Annotated in this window: 11 protein-coding genes; 3 read left to right on the top strand and 8 right to left on the bottom strand. The window is 71.3% G+C overall.

Annotation, left to right across the window (positions count from 1 at the left end; genetic code table 11):
- Window positions 1–303: 303 nt before the first annotated feature.
- The gene (locus tag ACH4PU_RS33800) at window positions 304–573 is read left to right on the top strand and encodes a DUF3459 domain-containing protein (RefSeq protein ID WP_398280990.1); all 270 of its coding nucleotides are present in this window, start codon (window positions 304–306) and stop codon (window positions 571–573) included.
- A gap of 107 nt (window positions 574–680) precedes the next feature.
- On the opposite strand, the gene ACH4PU_RS33795 is transcribed toward ACH4PU_RS33800, so the two are convergent.
- A complete protein-coding gene (locus ACH4PU_RS33795; RefSeq protein WP_398280987.1) occupies window positions 681–8,039 on the bottom strand; it encodes an SDR family NAD(P)-dependent oxidoreductase in 7,359 nt (2,452 codons plus the stop codon).
- 180 nt (window positions 8,040–8,219) lie between these two features.
- Between ACH4PU_RS33795 and ACH4PU_RS33790 the strand changes: the two genes are divergently transcribed.
- Window positions 8,220–8,852, top strand: coding sequence for a 3-oxoacyl-ACP synthase III family protein (locus ACH4PU_RS33790; protein WP_398280984.1), 633 nt, complete (start codon window positions 8,220–8,222; stop codon window positions 8,850–8,852).
- Between the two features lie 24 nt (window positions 8,853–8,876).
- Window positions 8,877–9,251, top strand: a complete 375-nt coding sequence (locus ACH4PU_RS33785; protein ID WP_398281142.1) for a 3-oxoacyl-[acyl-carrier-protein] synthase III C-terminal domain-containing protein — start codon at window positions 8,877–8,879, stop codon at window positions 9,249–9,251.
- A gap of 589 nt (window positions 9,252–9,840) precedes the next feature.
- Here the strand turns inward: ACH4PU_RS33785 and ACH4PU_RS33780 are convergent.
- The 7 genes from ACH4PU_RS33780 to ACH4PU_RS33750 form a co-directional block, all read right to left on the bottom strand.
- Window positions 9,841–12,411 carry a TniQ family protein gene (locus tag ACH4PU_RS33780; protein WP_398280981.1) on the bottom strand — a complete coding sequence of 857 codons (2,571 nt, stop codon included), beginning with the start codon at window positions 12,409–12,411 and terminating at the stop codon, window positions 9,841–9,843.
- Window positions 12,408–13,553, bottom strand: coding sequence for an AAA family ATPase (locus tag ACH4PU_RS33775; RefSeq protein ID WP_398280978.1), 1,146 nt, complete (start codon window positions 13,551–13,553; stop codon window positions 12,408–12,410). Before ACH4PU_RS33775 ends, ACH4PU_RS33780 begins: the two co-directional genes overlap by 4 nt.
- Entirely contained in the window at window positions 13,550–15,730 is a 2,181-nt protein-coding gene (locus ACH4PU_RS33770) for an integrase (RefSeq protein ID WP_398280975.1), read from the bottom strand. Before ACH4PU_RS33770 ends, ACH4PU_RS33775 begins: the two co-directional genes overlap by 4 nt.
- A complete protein-coding gene (locus ACH4PU_RS33765; RefSeq protein WP_398280972.1) occupies window positions 15,727–16,395 on the bottom strand; it encodes a TnsA-like heteromeric transposase endonuclease subunit in 669 nt (222 codons plus the stop codon). Before ACH4PU_RS33765 ends, ACH4PU_RS33770 begins: the two co-directional genes overlap by 4 nt.
- Before the next feature lie 223 nt (window positions 16,396–16,618).
- Complete coding sequence (locus tag ACH4PU_RS33760; RefSeq protein WP_398281139.1) at window positions 16,619–17,365, bottom strand: glycosyltransferase; 747 nt, start codon at window positions 17,363–17,365, stop codon at window positions 16,619–16,621.
- A 59-nt stretch (window positions 17,366–17,424) separates the two neighbouring features.
- A complete protein-coding gene (locus ACH4PU_RS33755) occupies window positions 17,425–18,057 on the bottom strand; it encodes a hypothetical protein (protein WP_398280969.1) in 633 nt (210 codons plus the stop codon).
- A gap of 261 nt (window positions 18,058–18,318) precedes the next feature.
- Entirely contained in the window at window positions 18,319–18,882 is a 564-nt protein-coding gene (locus ACH4PU_RS33750) for a hypothetical protein (RefSeq protein ID WP_358345609.1), read from the bottom strand.
- Between the last annotated feature and the right edge of the window lie 17 nt (window positions 18,883–18,899).

Raw genomic sequence — 18,899 nt, 5'->3', positions numbered from 1 at the left:
GTTTCCGCGCTTGATGAGCACTGCTCGTGTGGGTGGATCATGAGCAGAGCGGCCCGACACACTGCCTTCGGCGGTCGCTCTGCGTGACTTCTGCTGTGTTCGGCTGTCCGGGCAACGAGGGGCGCCGGTGGTGCGTTGTGGACGGGGTCTCCAATGGCGTCGTCGGGGCGGTTGGTGCACCAAGAATCGGGGTGGATCCCCGGTTTTGCTAACCGGGGATCCACAGCTATAGGTGGGAACGTTTGGTCATGGACGGCCTAGCGATCGAACGGTCCAGCCGGCCTCTTCGACTGGTACCGCCAGTTGATTGCCATTCGGCAGACGGAACCGGCCCTCACTGATCCTGACTGGACCGGCACGGACCCTGCGGTGGACCCGGACCGTTGCGTCACCTTCCGGCGCGGCCCCCTGCTCGTCGTCGTCAACCTTGGCCGCGTTCCCGCCGAACGCCGGGTGCCCGTCGGCTCGGAGGTCCTAACCGCCTGGCGGCCGGTGCCGACGCCCGACGGGAGCGGACCGATCCGGTTGTCACCGGAGTCGGCGGCGGTCCTGCGGACGGGTAGCCGGCGTTGAAGACCGAGGGCTCGTCGGGGTGCGGCTGCGGCAGGGCTCGGGCGAAATCGGTGGATCGGGTCGGATTTTCGGGGCGAGTAGCCGTATTTCGCGTCCCATCACCCCTTTCAGTCACCGGCCCGCAGGCGCTGCTGGATCAGTGAGGCGATCCGGGTGAGGGTGCCGGCGCCGCTCATGAGCTCGGCCGGTGAGATGCGCACGTCGAAGTACTCGTGGCTGCGGACCAGGAGTTCCGCGCCCATCAGGGAGTCGATCCCGCACTCCGTCAGCGGGCGGTCGACGTCGAGCTCGGCCGGGTCGGTGCGCAGGACGCCGGCGAGCAGGCGGGTGAGGACCTCGGTGATGGCGCGGGCGGCCTCGTCGGTGTCCATCGTGCGCAGTGAGCGCACGAAGTCCTGACGGGTGTCGTCCTCCTCAAGGGTGTGGGCCGGGGTGACCGGCCGGAAGCGGGGCGCGTCGACGGTGACGAAGAGGCGACGGGCGCGGGCCCAGTCGCAGCGGATGATCCCGGCGACGGCCGTACGGTCGGCCAGGAGGCCCTCGGCGGTGCGGAGCAGGACGTCGGGAGGGGTGAGGTCGATGCCCAGGGCGGCCAGGGCGGCGTCCAGGTGATGGCGGGCGACGTAGCCGGTTCCGGCGACGCCGCCCCACGCGACGGCCGTGCCGGCCAGGCCGGCGGAACGGCGGGCGCGGGCCAGGGCCTCCAGGTAGCCGTTGCCCGCGGCGTAGGCGGCCTGCCGATGGTTTCCCACGCGGGCAGCCAGCGAGGAGTGGAGCAGGAACAGGTCGAGGTCGCGGTCGGCGGTGAGGCGGTGCAGGACGGCGGCGCCCGCCGCCTTGGGGGCGAGGACGGCGGCGAAGCGTTCGCCGGTGAGGTCGGCGAGCGGTGCGTCGTCGAGGTGCATGGCGCTGTGCACCACTCCGCGCAGCGGATGCCCGGTGGCGTCGACCGCGGCGATCACCTTGCGCAGGGCGGATTCGTCGGTGACGTCGGCGGCGTAGGGGGTGGCGCTGACGCCGCGCCGCTCCAGCCGGTCGAGGACGGCGGCCGCCTCGGGTGCGGCGGGGCCGCGGCGGCTGACCAGGGCGAGGTGGCGGGCGCCCAGTGCGGCGAGCCAGTCGGCGGTGGCGGCGCCGAAGCCGCCCAGTCCGCCGGTGACGAGGTAGGTTCCTTCGCCGTCCAACCGCACCGGGCCGGGGTCGCCGTGGACGGGGACGGGTTCGTCGAGGGGGTCGAAGGAGACGACGACCTTGCCGATGTGGCGGGAGTGCTGGAGCAGTTGGAACGCCTCGTGCACGCGGGCCGCGGGGTGGACGCTGTGGGGCAGGGGACGGTAGTCACCGGCGTTGACGTGGTCCGCGACCTCGCTCAGGAGCGTGTCCGTCGCCCCTGGTTCACTGAGCAGCGCGTTGAGATCGGTGCCGAAGTAGGCGAGATTGCGCAGGAACGGGCGCAGGTGCACGGCCCGGTTCTCCAGCATGTCGCGTTTGCCCAGTTCGATGAAGCGGCCACCCGGGCGCAGCAGGTCCAGGCTGAGTGCGGCGGCTTCTCCGCTGAGGGAGTTGACGACGACGTCGACGCCTCGTCCGTCGGTCAGCTCCCGGACGCGGGGGGCGAAGTCCAGGGTGCGGGAGTCCAGGACGTGCGCGGCGCCGAGGGCGGCCAGCACGTCGCGCTTGGTTTCGCTGCCGGCCGTGGCGATGACGCGTGCGCCATGGAGGCGGGCGTACTGCAGGACGGCGAGGCCGATGCCGCCGGCGCCGCCGTGGACCAGCACGGTCTCCCCGGGAGCCAGGCGGGCGAGGTGGGCCAGGCTGTGGTGGACGGTGGCGAAGACGACGGGCAGGGTGGCTGCCTCGGTGAAACTCATGGTTTCCGGGATGGGGGAGGCGATGTCGGCGGGGACGACAACGTGTGAGGCCAGGGCCGCGGGCGCCAGGCCGAAGACCCGGTCGCCGGGCGCCCGGGCGGTGACGCCCGGTCCGGTCGCGGTGATCACACCTGCGTACTCCATGCCCAGTCCGTGCTCGGTCAGTGTGCCCTCGGCGGCCTCGGCGGGCAGCAGGCCGTTGGCCTGCAGGGTGTCGCGGTAGTTCAGGCCCACCGCCCTTACCCCGACGACGACTTCGCCGGGTCCCGGTCGGGGCAGGGGGCGCTCGGTCCAGGCGAGCCGGTAGGACAGGCCGGGGTCACGGACGGCCAGAGCGAAGGAGTCGGCCGGGCCGGTGCGTGACGGCTCGTGGGCGGGGTGCCCGGTCTCACGGGGCACGAAGCGGCCACCGCGGGTGAGGACGATCTCGTCCTCGTCCGAGGGTTCGAGGAGTTCGCGGGCGAGGCGGCGGGCGTCGGTGGCGGCGTCCTCGGCGCGGTCGAGGCTGATGCGGCGGATGTTCAGCCCGGGTTTTTCGTTGGCCAGGGTGCGGGAGGCTGCCCGGGTGGGGGCGTCGCCCGGGTGGGCGGGGCGCTCGGGGGCGGGCAGGAGTCCGCTGGGGCGGGTGACCAGCCACGTCCGGGTCCGCATCCCCTCCGGCAGCCGGTCACGACGGTCGGCGAGCTCGCGCAGGGCGGCGGCCCTGCGGGTGCTGCGGACCACGAGGGTCTCGGGGTCCTCCTCGGGTTCGCCGAGGAGGACGACGGTGACCAATTCCTCGGTTCCGAACGGGGGTTCGGCCGTGAGGCGGTCGAAGGTAGTGACTTCGGCGTTGTCGCCCAGGAGTTCCGCCAGAGCCCGGGCCAGTGGCTCCTCGGCCGGGGTCTCGGCCGCCACGGTCCAGACGGCGCCGGCTGGCGCGGGTGCGAGAGCGGGGGTGGCGGCGGGCCGGTCGGCCGCCGCGGCAACGAGCACGGAGATGTCGGCCGGCTCCGCTCCGGCCTCGAGCCCGATCCGCACGGCACCGGTGAGCCCGCACCTTTCCAGCAGGCCCGGCCAGCGCGCGGCATCCAGGAGGACGCACTCGGGGCGCAGGTCGCGGTCGCGGCGGCTCCAGAAGCTGTCCAGGGTCCCGAAGATCGAGGCCAGCTGGAGCAGGTCGTGGGACTCCGCGGCCAGCAGCCGGCCGCCGGGAGCGAGCAGCCGTCCCACACGGCGTACGGCGGCCGCCAGATCCGCGGCGGTGTGCAGGGCGTTGGCGGCCAGCACCACGTCGAAGGCGCCGTCCGGCACTCCTTGCCCGTCACTGTCGGCGTCCAGGTCGAACGTGCGGTAGTCGATGCAGTCGTACGCCTGGAACCGGTGCTCGGCAGCGCTGAGGAACGCCGGGGAGATGTCGGTGAAGGTGTAGCGGGTGCGGTCGGCGGGCAGCACCGGGAGCACGGCGGCGGTGAGTCCGCCGGTGCCCGCGCCGACTTCCAGGATGCGCAACGGCCGGTCCTGCGGCCACAGGCGGACGATCTCCTCCAGCACGGAGCGCAGGAGGAGGTGGGAGAAGCGGTTGTGCGGGCTGAGGTCGTAGAGCTGCTGAAGGCGGACCGGGTCTGAGGCCAGCAACTGGAGGGGATCGGACACGCCGCGCAGCAGACGGGGAAGATGTTGCAGGTGCCGTGTCGTCAGGACCGTCTCGGCGCCGATCCCGGGGTGGTCCGCGAGGATCGAGCGCAGGGTCTCCTCGGCACGGGCCGGCAGGGGAGCCAACTGCCACCGGCCGTCCGGGCGGAGGCGCACCACGCCGTGTTCCTGGAGGCGGGGGAGCATGGCCTTGACCAGGCGGCGGTGCTGGGGCAGCAGTCCGGCGGTGACGAGGTCGCCCACGGTGAACGGCTCGGTCGCGTCCGTCAGGAATCCGGCCAGTACGCCGGCCCAGCAGGCGGCGACGGAGGTGAGCCCGGACGCCATGTCGGCGGTGTGGCCGGAGTCCCGCCAGGCCGTCCGCAGTGCCGCGATCCGTCCGCTCGCCGCCGTGACGAGACCGGCGGGACCGGGCCCGACGGTTTCCCGGTCGTCGTGTCCGGGCCATGGAGCGGCCCGCAGAACCGTCCGTTGCACGGTCAGGGGAACGCGCCCGGAGGGCATCCGGCGCAGCCACAGGCGGTCGGCTTCCAGGGTGACCGTGCCGTCCTCGTCCATGACGGTGACGTCCCAGCCGGCCTCGGCCTCGGACGTGACCCGTCGGCGCACCCGGATCAGCCCGGTGGGGGCGGGCGCGCGCCACACGCGCAGGGCTTCGAGGGCACGGGGCAGGTAGAGGTCGCCCCCGGTGGCGCGGCCGTGGAGCAGGGGGGCGCCCGCCTGGAAGGCGGCGTCCAGCACGGCCGGCCACACCTCGTGGTCGGCGGCGCCGGACGCGTCACAGGCGTAGGAGGCCAGTACCTCGCCGTCGCCGACCCGCAGTTCGCGCAGCACGCGGAAGGCCGGGCCGTAGTCGATGCCCGCGGCGGCGGTCTCCCGGTAGTGCCGCGCGCCGTCGATCACATGCGGGCAGCGGGCCCGTACCTCCTCGACGGCGACGGGGGCCGGGGGGTGGCCGAGCACCGGTCGCACCTGGGCCCTGACCAGGATGTGGCACTCCTTTCCGCGGCCTTCGGCGGTGCTGATGGCCAGGGTGCCGCCGTCCTTGACGACGGTGGTCTGCAACCGTGCCCCGCCGGGGTCGGGCCAGGACACGGTCAGGGGCCGGGCGATCTCGAAGTGCCGTACCTCCACGGCCGCTTCCAGGGCCCGCCGGCCTGCGGCGAGGGCCATATCCAGGTAGCCCGCGGCGGGCATGACCACGGCCCCCTCGACGCGGTGGTCCGCCAGCCACGGCACCAGTTGGGGCTCGATCGCTCCTTCCCAGGTGGGATGCGGGGCGGGCAGCCGTTCGCCGAGCAGCGGGTGTTCGACCCGCCCGGTGCCGCTGCTGCGCTCCCAGTCGCCCGGGCCGCCGAGCCACAGACGTTTGCGCTGCCAGGGGTAGGCGGGCAGGTCGGCCACGCGGCCCGGGCGGGGGAAGTGCACCGCCCAGTCCACCGCGGCGCCCGACGCGAGCACCCCGGCGACGGCCGCGCGCGCCGCGGCGGGTCCGTCGGCGTCGCGTCGCAGGGTGGGTACGTAGGTCGCCCCGGTGCGGCGGAGATAGGGGCCGAGGACGGGATGGGGCCCGATCTCCACCACGGTGCCGGGTTCGGGAGCCAGTGCGTGGGCGACCGCCTCGGCGAAGCGGACGGGCTCGCGGATGTTGCGCCACCAGTACGCGGCTGTCAGCTCCTGGCCGGCCAGGGGTGCGGCGGTGACGGTGGAGACGAAGGGGATCCGCGCGGCGGACGGGGTGAGTCCGGCGAGGGCGGAGAGCAGGGCCGGGGCGATGGGGTCCATGGCGCGCGTGTGGAAGGCGTAGTCGAGGTCCAGCTCGCGGAAGAAGACGTCGCGCGCGGTGAGTTCGGCGCCGAGGGCGGCCAGGGCCCGTGCCGGTCCGGCGATCGTGACGTCCCGGTCGCTGTTGACCCCGGCCAGTTCCAGGGCGCCGTCGTAGCGGGCAAGTACGTCGCGGGCGTCCCGTTCGGACAAGCCGACGGCCACCATGCGGCCGGTGCCGGCGGTGGCGGCCTGGGCGCGGCTGCGCTCGGCGACGACCAGTGCGGCCTGCTCCAGGGTGAGCGCACCCGCGGCGTGGGCGGCGGCGACCTCGCCGACGCTGTGCCCGAGGACCGCGGCCGGGCGGATCCCGTGCGCGGCCAGCTGGGCGGTCAGGCCGAGTTGAAGGGCGAAGAGGGCGGGCTGGACGACCTCGGTGCGCTGCCATCGGGGCGCCTCGGGGCGGGCGAGCTCCCCGGCCACCGACCAGCCGAGGCGGGGGGCGAGGGCGGCGTCCGCCTCCTCGACGGCGGCGCGGAAGACCGGGTCGGCGGCGTACAGGTCGGCGCCCATGCCGGGCCATTGGGAGGCGTTGCCGGAGAAGGCGTACACCACGGCATCGTGCCGGGCCTTGGTGACGACGGCGCCGGCGGCCGCTTCGCCCGCCAGCACCCGCTCCAACTCCTCGGCCGCCGCGCCCGGTTCGTCGGCCAGGACGGCGGCGCGGTGCGGGTGGGCGCTACGGCGCCGGGTGGACGTGTGCGCGAGGTCGTAGAACTCCTCCGGTGCCGCCCGGCGCAGCCGGTCCGACATCCGGGCCCCCAGCTCCTGCAGTGCCTTGGGCGAGCGGGCGGAGATCACCACCGGCAGCGGTCCGGCGGGGGACGGACCGGCGGGCAGCTCGGCGGGCGGCAGTGTCAGCACGGCGTGGGCGTTGGCGCCTCCGAAACCGAAGGAGTTCACACCGACGGCCGCCCCGGGGCGCACGTCGAGCTCGACGGGCTCGACGGTGGGCGCGAGACGCAGCCCCGTGAAGTCGATGCCGGGATTGAGGGGAAGCGCGTGCAGGGTCGCCGGAGCCATGCCGTGTCGCAGGACGAGCAGAGCCTTGAACAATCCGGGCATTCCGGAGGCCGGTTCCAAGTGCCCCAAGTTCGACTTCACCGAACCGATCGGCAGCGGCCCGCCGGAGCGGCGCCGGCCCAGGGCCCGCCCGACGGCCTGCGCCTCGGCCGGGTCCCCGACGGGCGTGCCGGTGCCGTGCGCCTCGAAGTAGACCAGGTCGTCCGGGGCGATTCCGGTCCGCTCGTAGACGTCGCGCAGCAGCGCCTCCTGCCCCTGTGCGCTGGGCAGCGCCAGCCCCGCCGTGCGGCCGTCGCAGTTGCTGCCGCTGCCGGCGATCACCGCGTGGATCCGGTCCCCGTCGGCGAGCGCGTCGGCCAGGCGCTTGAGGACGACCACACCCCCGCCCTCGGCCCGTACGAAGCCGTCCGCCGCGGCGGAGAACGCCGCGCACCGACCGTGCCGCGACAGCATCGAGGCGGCCGAGAACCCGGAGAAGCCGTCCGGGCCGACCAACACGTTGACGCCGCCGGCGAACGCGACACGGCTCGTGCCGTCCAACAGGGTGCGGCAGGCGCGGTCCACGGCCACCAGCGCGGACGAACAGGCGGTCTCGACGGCCATGCTCGGGCCGTGCAGGTCGAGGCAGTACGACAGGCGGTTGGCGACGATCGACAGGGCGCCGCCACTCATCACGTAGGGACTGGCCTCGTCCCGCACCTGCGCCTGGAGCCGGATGTAGGCGGGGTCGGAGACACCGATGAACACCGACGCCGACGAGCCGGCCAACGACTCCGCCGGCAGCCCGGCGTCGTCCAGCGCCTCCACGGCCATCTCCAGCACCAGCCGCTGCTGCGGATCCATACGGACCGCCTCGGTGGGGGCGATACCGAAGAACCCCGCGTCGAATCCGGCGACGTCGGGGAGGAATCCGCCCGCCGCCGTATAGCTGCGGGCCACCCGTACGGGGCCCGGATCCACGTAACGCGCCCGCGCGAACCGGTCCTCCGGCATCTCGCCCACCAGGTCACGGCCCCGCACCAGGGCGTCCCACAACTCGTCCAGGCTCGTCAGCCCGCCGGGCAGACGGAGGCCCACCCCGATGATGGCGACAGCCCGGTCGCTGTCCGTCATGCACCCCACCCCCTGGCACACGGCACCGCTCGCCGAGAGATCAGACCCTGAACTCCCAACAAATACTGCCCAATTGAGCCATCAGCCCCCTTTAGCTCTTTTGTTCACGCATTCCGTCGTCCCAGTGAAAGGGGGAATGCGAGGGAGCTGCGCTCGGGGTGCCCTCCGTACGGTGTGGGAGTGCGTTCCGCTGTGCGTGCCAGGCTGCTGGCGACCGCCGTCCATCTGCCCGCCTCCTACCGCGTCATGGACGAGACCCGCGACCGCATCGCCCGGTCGGGCAGCGCCTACGTGCCGCCGCCCGGCCTGCTGGAGGACCTGACCGGCGTTCAGGGAGTGCACGAAAAAGGCGAGGGCGAACAGGCATCCGACCTCGCCGCCATCGCCGCCCGCAAAGCGCTGAGCACCGCCGGTGCCGGCATCGACGAGGTGGACCTGCTGCTGTTCGCCTCCTGCAGCCAGGACCTCATCGAACCGGCCACCGCGCACATCACCGCCGCCAAACTGGGCGCAACCTGCCCGGCCTTCGATGTGAAGAACGCCTGCAACAGCGTGCTCAACGGCATCGAGACCGCCGCCGCGTTCATCGAGACCGGCCGCTACCGCACCGTACTGATCGCCTCCGGGGAGGCACCGACCCTGGCCACCCGCTGGGACGTACCCGACCACGAGGCCTTCCTGCGCGCCATGCCCGGCTACACCCTCTCCGACGCCGGCGCAGCCCTCCTCCTCACCGCGACCCCCGCCACTGACACCGGGCCGGGCGTGCTGGCCACGGTCTTCGGCGCCGACTCCACCGCCTGGGAGAACTGAACCCTCACCGCGGGCGGCACCCTCATTCCCGTACGCTCCGCCAACCTGGAAACGACCTATATCCGGCTCAACGGCGACCTTCTGCGCGACACCGCCCTCGCCGCCCTGCCCCGGGCTCTGGAACAGGCGGGCAGCGAACTGGAGGCAGCCCGCCGGAGCGCCTTCATCGCCTTCCACCAGACCACCCTCCCCCAATATCACGAGGTCATCGAGCGCCTTCGTCTGCCGCCCGGCCGCTGCCTGCCCACCGTGGCACAGCACGGCAACGCCGCTTCCGCTTCCCTCCCCCTGCAACTGGTCACCGCACTGGAGAACGACCGCCTGGAGCCCGGCGACACCGTCGCGCTGATCGGCATGGCCAGCGGGTTCAGCGCGGGAGTGGTCCTCATCCGGCTGTGAACCCTTCGGCCCGGCTCCGCAGCGCGTCCGTGCCCCTGGAACCCGGGCCACCGGACAGCCCCTTGACCAGGAAGCGTCACGGCATCCGTCCCCGCCGGATCCCGCATCGCGGCCGCCGCATGCTCCCGCACCGTACCCGGAGTTCCTCCGCGTGCCGAACGACGGCGTCAGGGCCGAGTCACGGGCCTACCTGATCCGCGTGGGCTCCCTTTCGGGCCGGGCGGATCGCCCGTATCTGGCGAGCTATGCGAGAGGGGTGAGGATCCCGTTATCTCGTTTCCTCTGGGCTTCCGCCCTGCCAGCCTTCGCTTCTCGGACCATCCCGTCCCGCTGGAGAGTTGGTCCTTCGTTGCCTCTGGCCTACCGGATCTATTCCGGACTCCGACGAGGTTTCCACGTTCCGCTCCTTCGCTCACCCAGACAGACAGCCCGTCAGACTGCCCGTGGCTGCACCATGCCTCCCCGCACGCGCCGTTCAGCCGGAACCCGACGCGGTGTCCGAGGCCGTGGTGCCGGGCGGATCGGCAGTAACCGGTGGCGTCAGCCCTGCCACCTTGGCGAGCAGGGCGAGCTAGGGCGCCAGGCGCGATCAGACCGGCCGCTCGTGGTCGAGGCGCTGTAGCAGTATCTGCGCTTCGTCCAGGAGGGCCTGGCCGCGCACCGTCGCGGTGACGGGGCGCTTGCGATGGTTGAAGATCGCGAATCCCGCGGCCGTCTCCAGCTTCTTCAGGCGCCCGTTGAGGGAGGTTCGGGGGATGCCGAGCTTGAGTGCCGCCGCGCGGCGCGTGCGATACCCGGGAAGCAGCAGGGCAGTCCGTAGTTCTTCCAGTGCGCCCACGCGCGTGCCGATCCGTTCCATGTCCGGCGACAGCGGCACGCCGAGGCCGGCGAAGGGGCTCGGCTGCCACGCTGGCGGTGCCCTGTGACCGGGCGGATGGCGGGGGATGCCCCACGCGTCGAGGAGCTGGGAGAGGTTCGTGCCGGGGGCGGACAGTTCGCGGGCGATGTCGGCCGCCGTTCTGCCCTTGTCGTGGTACTCGGTGCGCAGCCACACCGGATCGACCGATCGTTTCAGTTCGCCCGGTGCGCGGCGGGGCCGTAGTGGGATGTTCGCCTGCTTCAGCGCGGTCTTGACGACCGCAGAGGTGCATCCGGCGAGTTCGGCGATCTGCAGTTGCTGCAGGCCCTGCCGCTGGTAGAGGTCGCGCAGCTGGTCGGGTACCAAGTATCCCTGGCGCGCAGGGCGGGGGTAGTTGCCCTTGTTGTGCGGGCGGGTCTGCGCGCTCAGGTGGCGGTCCTCCATCAGCAGGCGCAGTTGGTGCACCGTGAGGCCGAGGGTCTGGGCGACGTCACGGGCAGTGGAGTCGGGGGTCAGCAGCGCGCGGACACGCTCGGTGGAGGCGGCGACGGGCGGCTGAGGCAGAGCGATGTTGTCGAGCCAGTGCGCTGGCGGCTCCCACGTCACCGGCTCGTCGGTGATGTGGTGGGCGGCGAGGTTGCGGTGCGCCTGCTCGTCGAGGAAGGCGAGGATCTCCGGATGCGTCCGGTAGGTGAAGCGGTGGGTCCAGGCGGGCGCGTGGTTGCCGAGTTGCGGGTCGGCCCCGAGCAGCAGCCGCCGCAGCTGCCAGCGCAGCCGGAAGAGGTGGACTTGTTGGAACTGCCGAGCGCCCAGGCTCTTGCAGATGCGCCAGTGGGCGTTCTCGTCGAGGAGCAGCGGATGCAGTTCGTCGGTGAACAGAGTCCGGCGGCGTGCATAGTCGATCGGCACCTCGTGCGCATCGAGCACGCGCGCGTAGTGGGACAGCGTGCTGCAGATGTGATCGACGTCGACGAAGGCCAGCAGAGCCTCCAGGTTGCTGCGGAAGTGCGGATTGCCCATGATCCGGGCAGCCTGACGGTGTCCGGCCGGGCCGCCGGGAATGAGCATGAGGCTTGCGCAGGCGCGTCGCAGGCCGGCGATCCTCGGCTGGTGCGGGCTCTTGGGCGGCAGCAGCCGCAGCGTCCAGGACGGCCAGAGCATGCCGGGCTCCTTGGACGCCCGCACGATGATGTCGGCCTCGCTCAGGGACGGCTCGGCGGGCTCGGCGGTCGCTGTGCCGTAGCGCAGCCGGGCCTTGAGCGTGAGCTGGCTGTCGGACGCGGTGAGGATGCGCTTGACCACGCGGGGGCCTGCGGACCTCCAGTTGGTCAAGTACCGGGTGGGGTGTTCGCGCAGCACACCCAGTTCGCCGTCCGAAGCAAGGCACATCCACGCGAACACGTCCTCGCGCAGCGGGTGCTGGGGGTCGGTGGCGATGGCGGCCAGGGTGGTCCCGATGGCAACGTTGCGCGCGTCGTGGATCTCCATCGCCGCGGCGCCGGCGAGAAGCTCGCCGCCGCAGGCCGTGATGATGTCGCGTGCGATGGGTGGCACGACATCGGGCCGGGTGCCGATGTTGCGTAGCGCTCGTCGTCCCAGATGTGACAGTTCCCCGGCTCGTTCGCGCGCCGCGGCACTGCGATGCTCCGCGATGACGTGCGCGTTGACGCCGGCCTGCGAGAGCAGGACCGCACCGCCCTCGGCGAGAGAGACGGCGGGGGCTTCGGTCAGGGGGTAGCCGCAGCGGGTGCCGCAGCCGTCGCGTTCGGTCAGGGAACGGCAGGCTTGTGGCCGGGACAGCATGCGGTGGTTGCCGCCGCTGAGCACGGGTGGGTGCTGGCCGCAGCGCGGGCAGCGCTCCAGGAGCAGGAGCAGGAGCCGGTGGCGGGCGCAGGCGAAGGTCCAGCCCAGGCGCCAGTGCACCTGCCACCGGCCCCCGTTGTCGGCCAGGCAGGCGGGGCAGTAGCGCGAGGTGGTGCCGTAGAACCGCCAGTGGGCGGGCGCTGTCAATCGGCGGGTCGGCCCGGTGATCCGCACGAGGGAACCGTCGAACGACTCCAACGTCATCGCCTTCAGCTGCTCGGCCCCCATACCGGTGCGCCGCTCCAGCAGCTCCCTCTCGCCCTCGGTCAGGCGCCGGACCATCCTGCGCAGGGACGTGTGCTCCAGCCCCAGGTAGTCGGCGAAGTCCACGGTGTGCGTGCGCAGGCGGTGAGCGTAGCGCTCGCACCAGCTGTCCAGGGCCTCCCCCGGGGAAGGCCGTACCCCGATGGGAATGCGCTCGTCGGTCCAGCCCGTCATGCCGACTTCCTCCGCCGCCGTGGCTCCTGGTGGGGCCGCGTGGTCTTGAGACCGGCCTTGATCTCGGCCTCCAGTTCCTTGCGGGCCTCCTCGGCCGCGGCGTCGTTCTTCACCTGGTTCATCAGCTCCTCGTCCAGGCGCTCGTGCCCACCTCGGATCGCGCGCAGGCAGCCGCGGTTGATGAGTGACATCAGTGATGCGAAGTGCCCGGTGGAGCGGGCGAAGAGGTAGTCCGAGAGGTCCTCGGCGAGCATGCCGGGGTACTTGTCGGCCAGGACGAGTTTCTGCTCGATCGTTTTGAGCAGCCGGCGCCACTGCACGCGCCCCTCGTCGTCATCGACCTGGAAGGGCGGCAGTGTCAGCGCCGTGGTGCGGCGCCCGAACTGGGCGAGCGGGCTCTCCCTGGGCGAGAAGCCCTCATGGAGGATGCCGCGCTCCTGGACGCCGACGCCCACGTAGATCAGGGTGACCGGGAAGACGTTGGAGAGGTACTTGAGCTGGTTGGCCATGCGGACCGAATTCGACTTCGAGCCGGCCAGGAAATGGATGTCGTCGATGACCATGGCGACGGTCTTCATCGACAAGACCGCGTCCACGGCCCGCTCGGCCAGCGTGTCCGCGTCTCCCTTGACGGGCAGCCCGTAGAACCGGCAGATCGCCGCGTTCAGGCCGCGGATCTGCGTATTGCCACTGAGCGCGATGTAGATGACCGGCACTCGCCGGGCGCCGTCCGGCGTGGTGTCTCCGCGCAGGTTGACCTGCCGTCTGAACAGGTCGCAGCCGTATGCCCGCACCGCCGTGCTCTTGCCGAGCCCAGGGTGGGCGTCCACCAGAGCGGCCGGCTTCGTCTTGTTGCCGTCCTGCCGGTTCGACTCGACGATCTCCCGCAAGTCCGCGTGAAGCGCGAGCAGCTGCGGGGTGTCGATGGGGCCGATGTTGGCGTGCCAGACCTCCCGGTTGTCGTTGTGCACCGACAGCGCCCGCGGCGACAGGCCGGCGAGCTGGGCCCGGCTCAGATGCTCGGGCCGGATCCGGTCGGGTCCGTAGACCTCCTGCAGCCATCCGGGCAGCCGGGTCGGGCTGTACTGGCGGTCATCGCCCTCGAACGGCTCGACGTCCGCGGCACCGCCCGCCGTACTCAACGGCTCTCCCAGACGTCGGCGTAGTAGTCGTCCTCGTCGATCGTGGCGCCGTTCTCCTCGCCCGGGAAGACGGCTTCCAGCTCATCGTCCTCGTCATCGTCCCCGCCCGGCACCTCGTACACGCCATCGATGACCCGCAGGTCCGGGACCTCCACCTCACTCTGATCGGCCCCGGGACCGCCAGCGGCTGCCACTTTCCGCAGCGACGGGAGGGAGGCGACGAGGTCGGTGTCGGCGGGCGCTTCGTCGTCGCCGACCATGCGCAGCCGCTCCTGGGACAGCCGCACCGCCATGCGTCGCTCGGTGCGGTCTCGCGTCAGCCCGGCACCCCAGCGCTCCAGCAGCTCGATCAGCGCGCGCTTGGTGTCCGGGAACCGGTCCTTCTGCCTCGCGAGCCGACGGGCATATCCCAGCGCCTCCCGGCTCACCGGCATACCCAGAGCAGCGGCATGCTCCCAGGTGAGGACGTGCCAGTCCCGCGTCTGCGGGTCCTGGAAGTACGCCTTGGTGACGTCGCCGGAGTCGATGGCGATCGGCCACTTCCCCGCGTCCACACCCCGGTAGGGGCTGGGCTGATTGCGGTGGCCGTCCAGCCCGTCACCGTTGTAGCGCAGGCCGTCAATGTCCACGCCGTAGTGGTGAACCGGGACGCGGAACTCTTCGAGGAAGTCCAGGGCGAGATGGGGACGCAGAGGGATCCGCAGCGGGCCAGCGCGGGTGACGCCGTGCTCGAACATCTCCAGCGGGCTCAGCTTCAGCCCCGGCACCTCCGGGATGCACAGCCCGCGGTGGCGGCGCCGGTGATACACCGTCGTGATCCAATCCCGGATGACCGCTTCGAGCTCGTCGAGGAAGAAGAACGCCTCGTCCTCGACCTTCTCGCCGCGGCTATGCACGTCGGAGCCCTTGTAGCCGGGCAGCGCGGCCAACAGGCCCTGGTTCAGGGTCAGAAACCAGCGCTCGACCGGTTTGTCGGTCGGGGTCTGCGGGCGGGCGGGCTGCAGGGAGATCCGCAGCTTCGCGCAGACGCTCTTGATGTGGTTCGACAGATAGACCTTTCCGTGGTCGAAGATGATCGTCTCGGTGGCGACCGTCGGCAGCAGCGGCTGACCATCCCGGTCCACGAGCGTCTCCGCGTCGACCACCACGGTGGACGGCACCCCGGCATACGGCAGCCCCTCCCCGCCGCCGGTGCGGACTTCGCGCGGACGGACCGTCTCGTACAGCACCCCGGCGACATCCACGGACTTCGTCGAAACCGGCGTCAGCCGCAACCCCACGATGCACCGGCTGTAGAGATCCATCGCGACCGTGAGCTCACACCGCACCCACCGGCAGGTCAGCGGCTCCATCGCGAAGACATCCAGACTGTTGGTATCCAGGACCACGTACTCGCCAGGCCGCGTCGCGCGCAAGCGGCCGTACGTGCCCTGCGGGGCGTCCGCGATCGACCGCTTTCCCCTGGTGCTGCCCTCGAACGCGTTGGTCCCCTTGGTCAGCTGCCGCAGCAGTTCGTAGCCCATCGTGCTCGCCGGCAACGGCACCGCACCCTTTCCATACTCCTTGACCAGGCGCTCCTCGATCTCGGTGAGAACCAGCCCGCGCACCGGACGGCTCGCCTTGACGTGCGCCTTCAAGACCTCCTCGGCCATCTCCACCCAGCGGGGATCCGCCCTCTCCACCACACGGCGTACGGGGCGGTCGATCACCAGCCCGACCGGGCCGGCCTTCTTGAACGCCGCGGTCCACCGGCGGATCGTGCTGGCCCCGACACCGAGCTCGGCGGCCTTGACCGCATAGCGGTGGAGCAGCGGCATCCCCGGCGCAAAGTCCTCGCGCGGCTCACCTTCCACGGCCAACGCGGCGTCTCCGAGCCGGAATCCGGTCAGAACCTCCTGGACGTGCTGGACCTTCACGGTCAGCTCGTCGTCTTCCTCATCGGCCAGGCCGCTCAGCAACGCTGCCGGTGCCGTCGCCTCGTCCTGGGCCGGTTCCAGGATCTCGGTGCTGGGATGGGTGAGCAGTACGGAGATGTCGACCTGCCGCAGCTTCGGCGGCCCGGCCACCGCGGTCTGGCGCAGGAGAATGCGCCGTCCTTCGATCTCCGCGACGGTGAACTGCTCACCGTCGAAGGCGATCGGCAGCCCCGGCCGCAGCGTCGTCGTCCACTGGCTCATCCACGCCTCCGCAGAACGCATTCTCCCGACAGAGGCCCGGCTGCGAGATCCGTGGTCAGCCGCCCCGACCACAACAGAGTCATCAGCGCCGGACGGACTTCTTCGGGTTTGCCGTCTCTGGCCAGTCGCCGCTCAGCCAGCCCCAGCTCCTCGCCATCGACGACCTCCTGCCAGGCCCGTTCGACGTCGGCGACGGGCACGACACCGGGGTGGCGATAGGCGGCCAGGAACCGGACGTTCTCCAGCAGAACCGGATCGGCTCCCGACCAGATCTCGCACTCCCAGCCATGACGCTCGATGAGATGCCTCGGCCAGGCCAGCGCCTGCGCGACCTTGGGGTCCTTCAGGCGCGAGGCCGGCTTGACGTTGACGACGCGCACCGTCCCCGAGCCCGTCACCAGAAGGAAGTCCGGAACGTGGCTGCGGACCTTGCCGTCGATCCGAGCCACCATGCGCAAGGGCTGGGCGTAGATGGCGCACACTGACGGGTCGAAGTCGGCGAGCAGCAGGCGGGCCAACTCGAGGCGGCTCTCGTAGACGATCTGCCCACCCGTCGTCGCCGAGGCATAGTCGCCCGAGTAGTGCGCCATACCGTGGACCGAGCGGACCCGGCGCCACGGGGCCGACTCGTCGAAGTCCTTCAAGCGCAGCAGGTTGAAGGGCACTTCGCGAGTCGACCCGTCGGTGTACCGAATCGACGCCGTAGGGGCGTTGTGCTTGCTCCGGCTTTTTCTCGGGCGCGGTGCGTCCATACTGAAATGGTGCGAAGAGGACACGTCACCCAAACCAGGAGCCCGTTAACGGCCAACACTGACCGCTACTGACCGTTACCGCTGCTCATGATCACGCGGAAATGCTCGATCGGTGCTCATGATCCCGCGGAAGTGCTCACGAAACCGCGGAACCTACAACAGGGGGCACGGCGAGGGCGGTGCGCAGACTGCGTCCAAAATTCCAGGCGTGCTGCCGTGCAGCTGCCTCCAGCGCGTCGTACTCGCCCTGTTGGGTCATCTGACCTGCATGTTTGCGGTATCGGTAGACCGGCTGGGGGAGCACGATTCCGGGGGCGAGGCAGGTGACGCCGACAGCGGCCATGTAGTCCTCTCCTTGAACGAGACCGCCCATGGGCGCCGCCCGCATCAGCTCGGTGCGGGCCAGGATCGTCGTCGGGCCGATGGGGATGGTGTCCGCCGGATCGTTCCAGTACGTCCAGACATCCCCGGCCCCGTGCCGTCCGGGCGGTGTGGGGCACTTCCACAGGGTGGTCGCCCCGTCCGGGTGGAGGTCTTCGCTGTACCCGGCGACCCATCCCACCTCTTCCGTCTTCAGCACCTGCAGCCGCGCGGCCATCGCCGTGTCGTGGAACTCGTCGTCATCGTCGCCCCAATTGCAGAATTCGGTGCGTACCTCGTTCAGGGCGAGGTTGCGGGCGCAGGCGGCTCCGACGGGGCGGGGCAGTGCCAGAGTGCGCACCCGCGGGTCGCGGGCGAGGGATCCGGGCAGCCGGGCGGGATCGGCACCGTCGATCGCGATCACCGCTTCCCAGGGGACGGACTGCCGGGTGAGGCTGGCGTGCATGGCGGCCAGGTACTCCAGTCGGTCCTCGCGCAGCTGGGTGGCGATGACGACGGTGATCTCGGGGTGTTCGGACACGGGACGGAGGTTCTCCAGGTGACGGATGTGGCAGGAGGGAGTCAGCGGCGTGCAGCGCTACGGACGGCACTCGTGGTGGCCGGCTTGGCGGGTGCCGCCGGCTGAGTGGTGGGCGGGGGTGCGGTGGCCGGTACGGGGCCGCCGGGTGTCCACCGGGCGTGGCCGTCGCTGAACCGGGCGCGGGGGTCGGTCTTCCAGCCCACGACGGGTCCGCGGGCCTCGTATTGGTGGATGACCTCGATGCCGTGCGGGCGGAGGACGTATCCCCAGTCCAGCCCCTCGGTGGAGGCTTCGGTGACGGTCATGCGCTGGGGCGGGGAGCCGTCGGGGGTGATGAGGTCGTCCAGCTGGCTGCTGGGGTGGTTCTCGCCGCCGGTCAGGGCCTGGCGCAGAGGCTCGGGAGCACCGTTGAGGAGATCGGTGCCCAGTTCGGACCAGCCGACGGAGACGTTGTCGACGAGGTGCTGCGACATGGCCTCCAGGTCGCCGGCGAAGCGGTGCTGGTAGGCGGCGAGCAGGAGGGGGAGGTGGTGGCTGGGGTAGCCGTCCCAGTGGACGTAGATGCCGGTGAACCCTGTACTGGTGGGGCGGGCGATGAAAGAGCGCGTAGCCAGGGGAATCCTCCTGAGGGGGGACGGGGAAGGGACGCGTCCCCGGTATGTCGTGAGCAGCACGACCGGGACGCGGCGAGGTGGAGCGGTGGTGTGCTGGCCAGTGGCCCGCTCACCCGGCAAGTTCCGAACTGTCTGTACTGCCGTGGGTTCGTTTGGGGCTCAGCCGGGCCGACGACCTGGGGATCCAGGCAGCCAGGGGCCCGCTCAAGGTTGCGGAGAAGTCGCCGTATCGTCGGGGTTCTCGATGCTGCAGCGACATTTGTGGCGTACCGGGCCCCTGGCCCGACCGCACCATCGAGGGTGCGGGTCCGCGTTGCGATGTCAGCGGGACCGGCGGGACGCCTGCTCGGCAGACGGTGCCACGGCGGTGGGCACCACGTGTGACGGCGCGGTCAGGGCTCGGGCGGCAAGCGGGCGTGAGAGCTGGGTGGCGTTGCTGCGCAGCTGCCCGGCGGCCGTACGCAGGGTGCTGCCGGCTTGGTCGAGGTGGCTCTGAAGGGAAAGCTGCACGTCGTCTGGGGCGGGAGTGCGCGGGCCGGTGGCGGAGTGCCGAGTGTTCTCGTGGAGGAAGCCGAGATGGCCGATTACCTGGCTGAGGTGGGCGAGGGCGGTTCCGAGAGGTACTGCGCACTGGGTGAGCGCTGCTGTGCCGGAGCGCTCGGCGTGGCTGTACGCCGAGGGAGCCTCGGCCTCGTGGCGGCTACTGGTGGCCAGTTCTTCGCTGATCTCGGTCAGGACGTGGCCGGTGTTGGTGACCACTGTGTGGACGGCCGCGCTGATGTCGTCGCCTCGCCGCACACGCTCGGCCTGCGGAAGGTCGTCGAAGATCCTGTCGAGGCTCCGTGCGAGTCGCAGGAAGTAGTCGGGGCTGGTGATGTCAGGCATGGTGAACTTACGGACCT

Source organism: Streptomyces sp. NPDC021100, assembly GCF_044333095.1.
Lineage (GTDB): Bacteria > Actinomycetota > Actinomycetes > Streptomycetales > Streptomycetaceae > Streptomyces.
The sequence above is the reverse complement of the archived record's forward strand: the minus strand, read 5'-3'. Positions and strand labels throughout refer to the sequence as shown.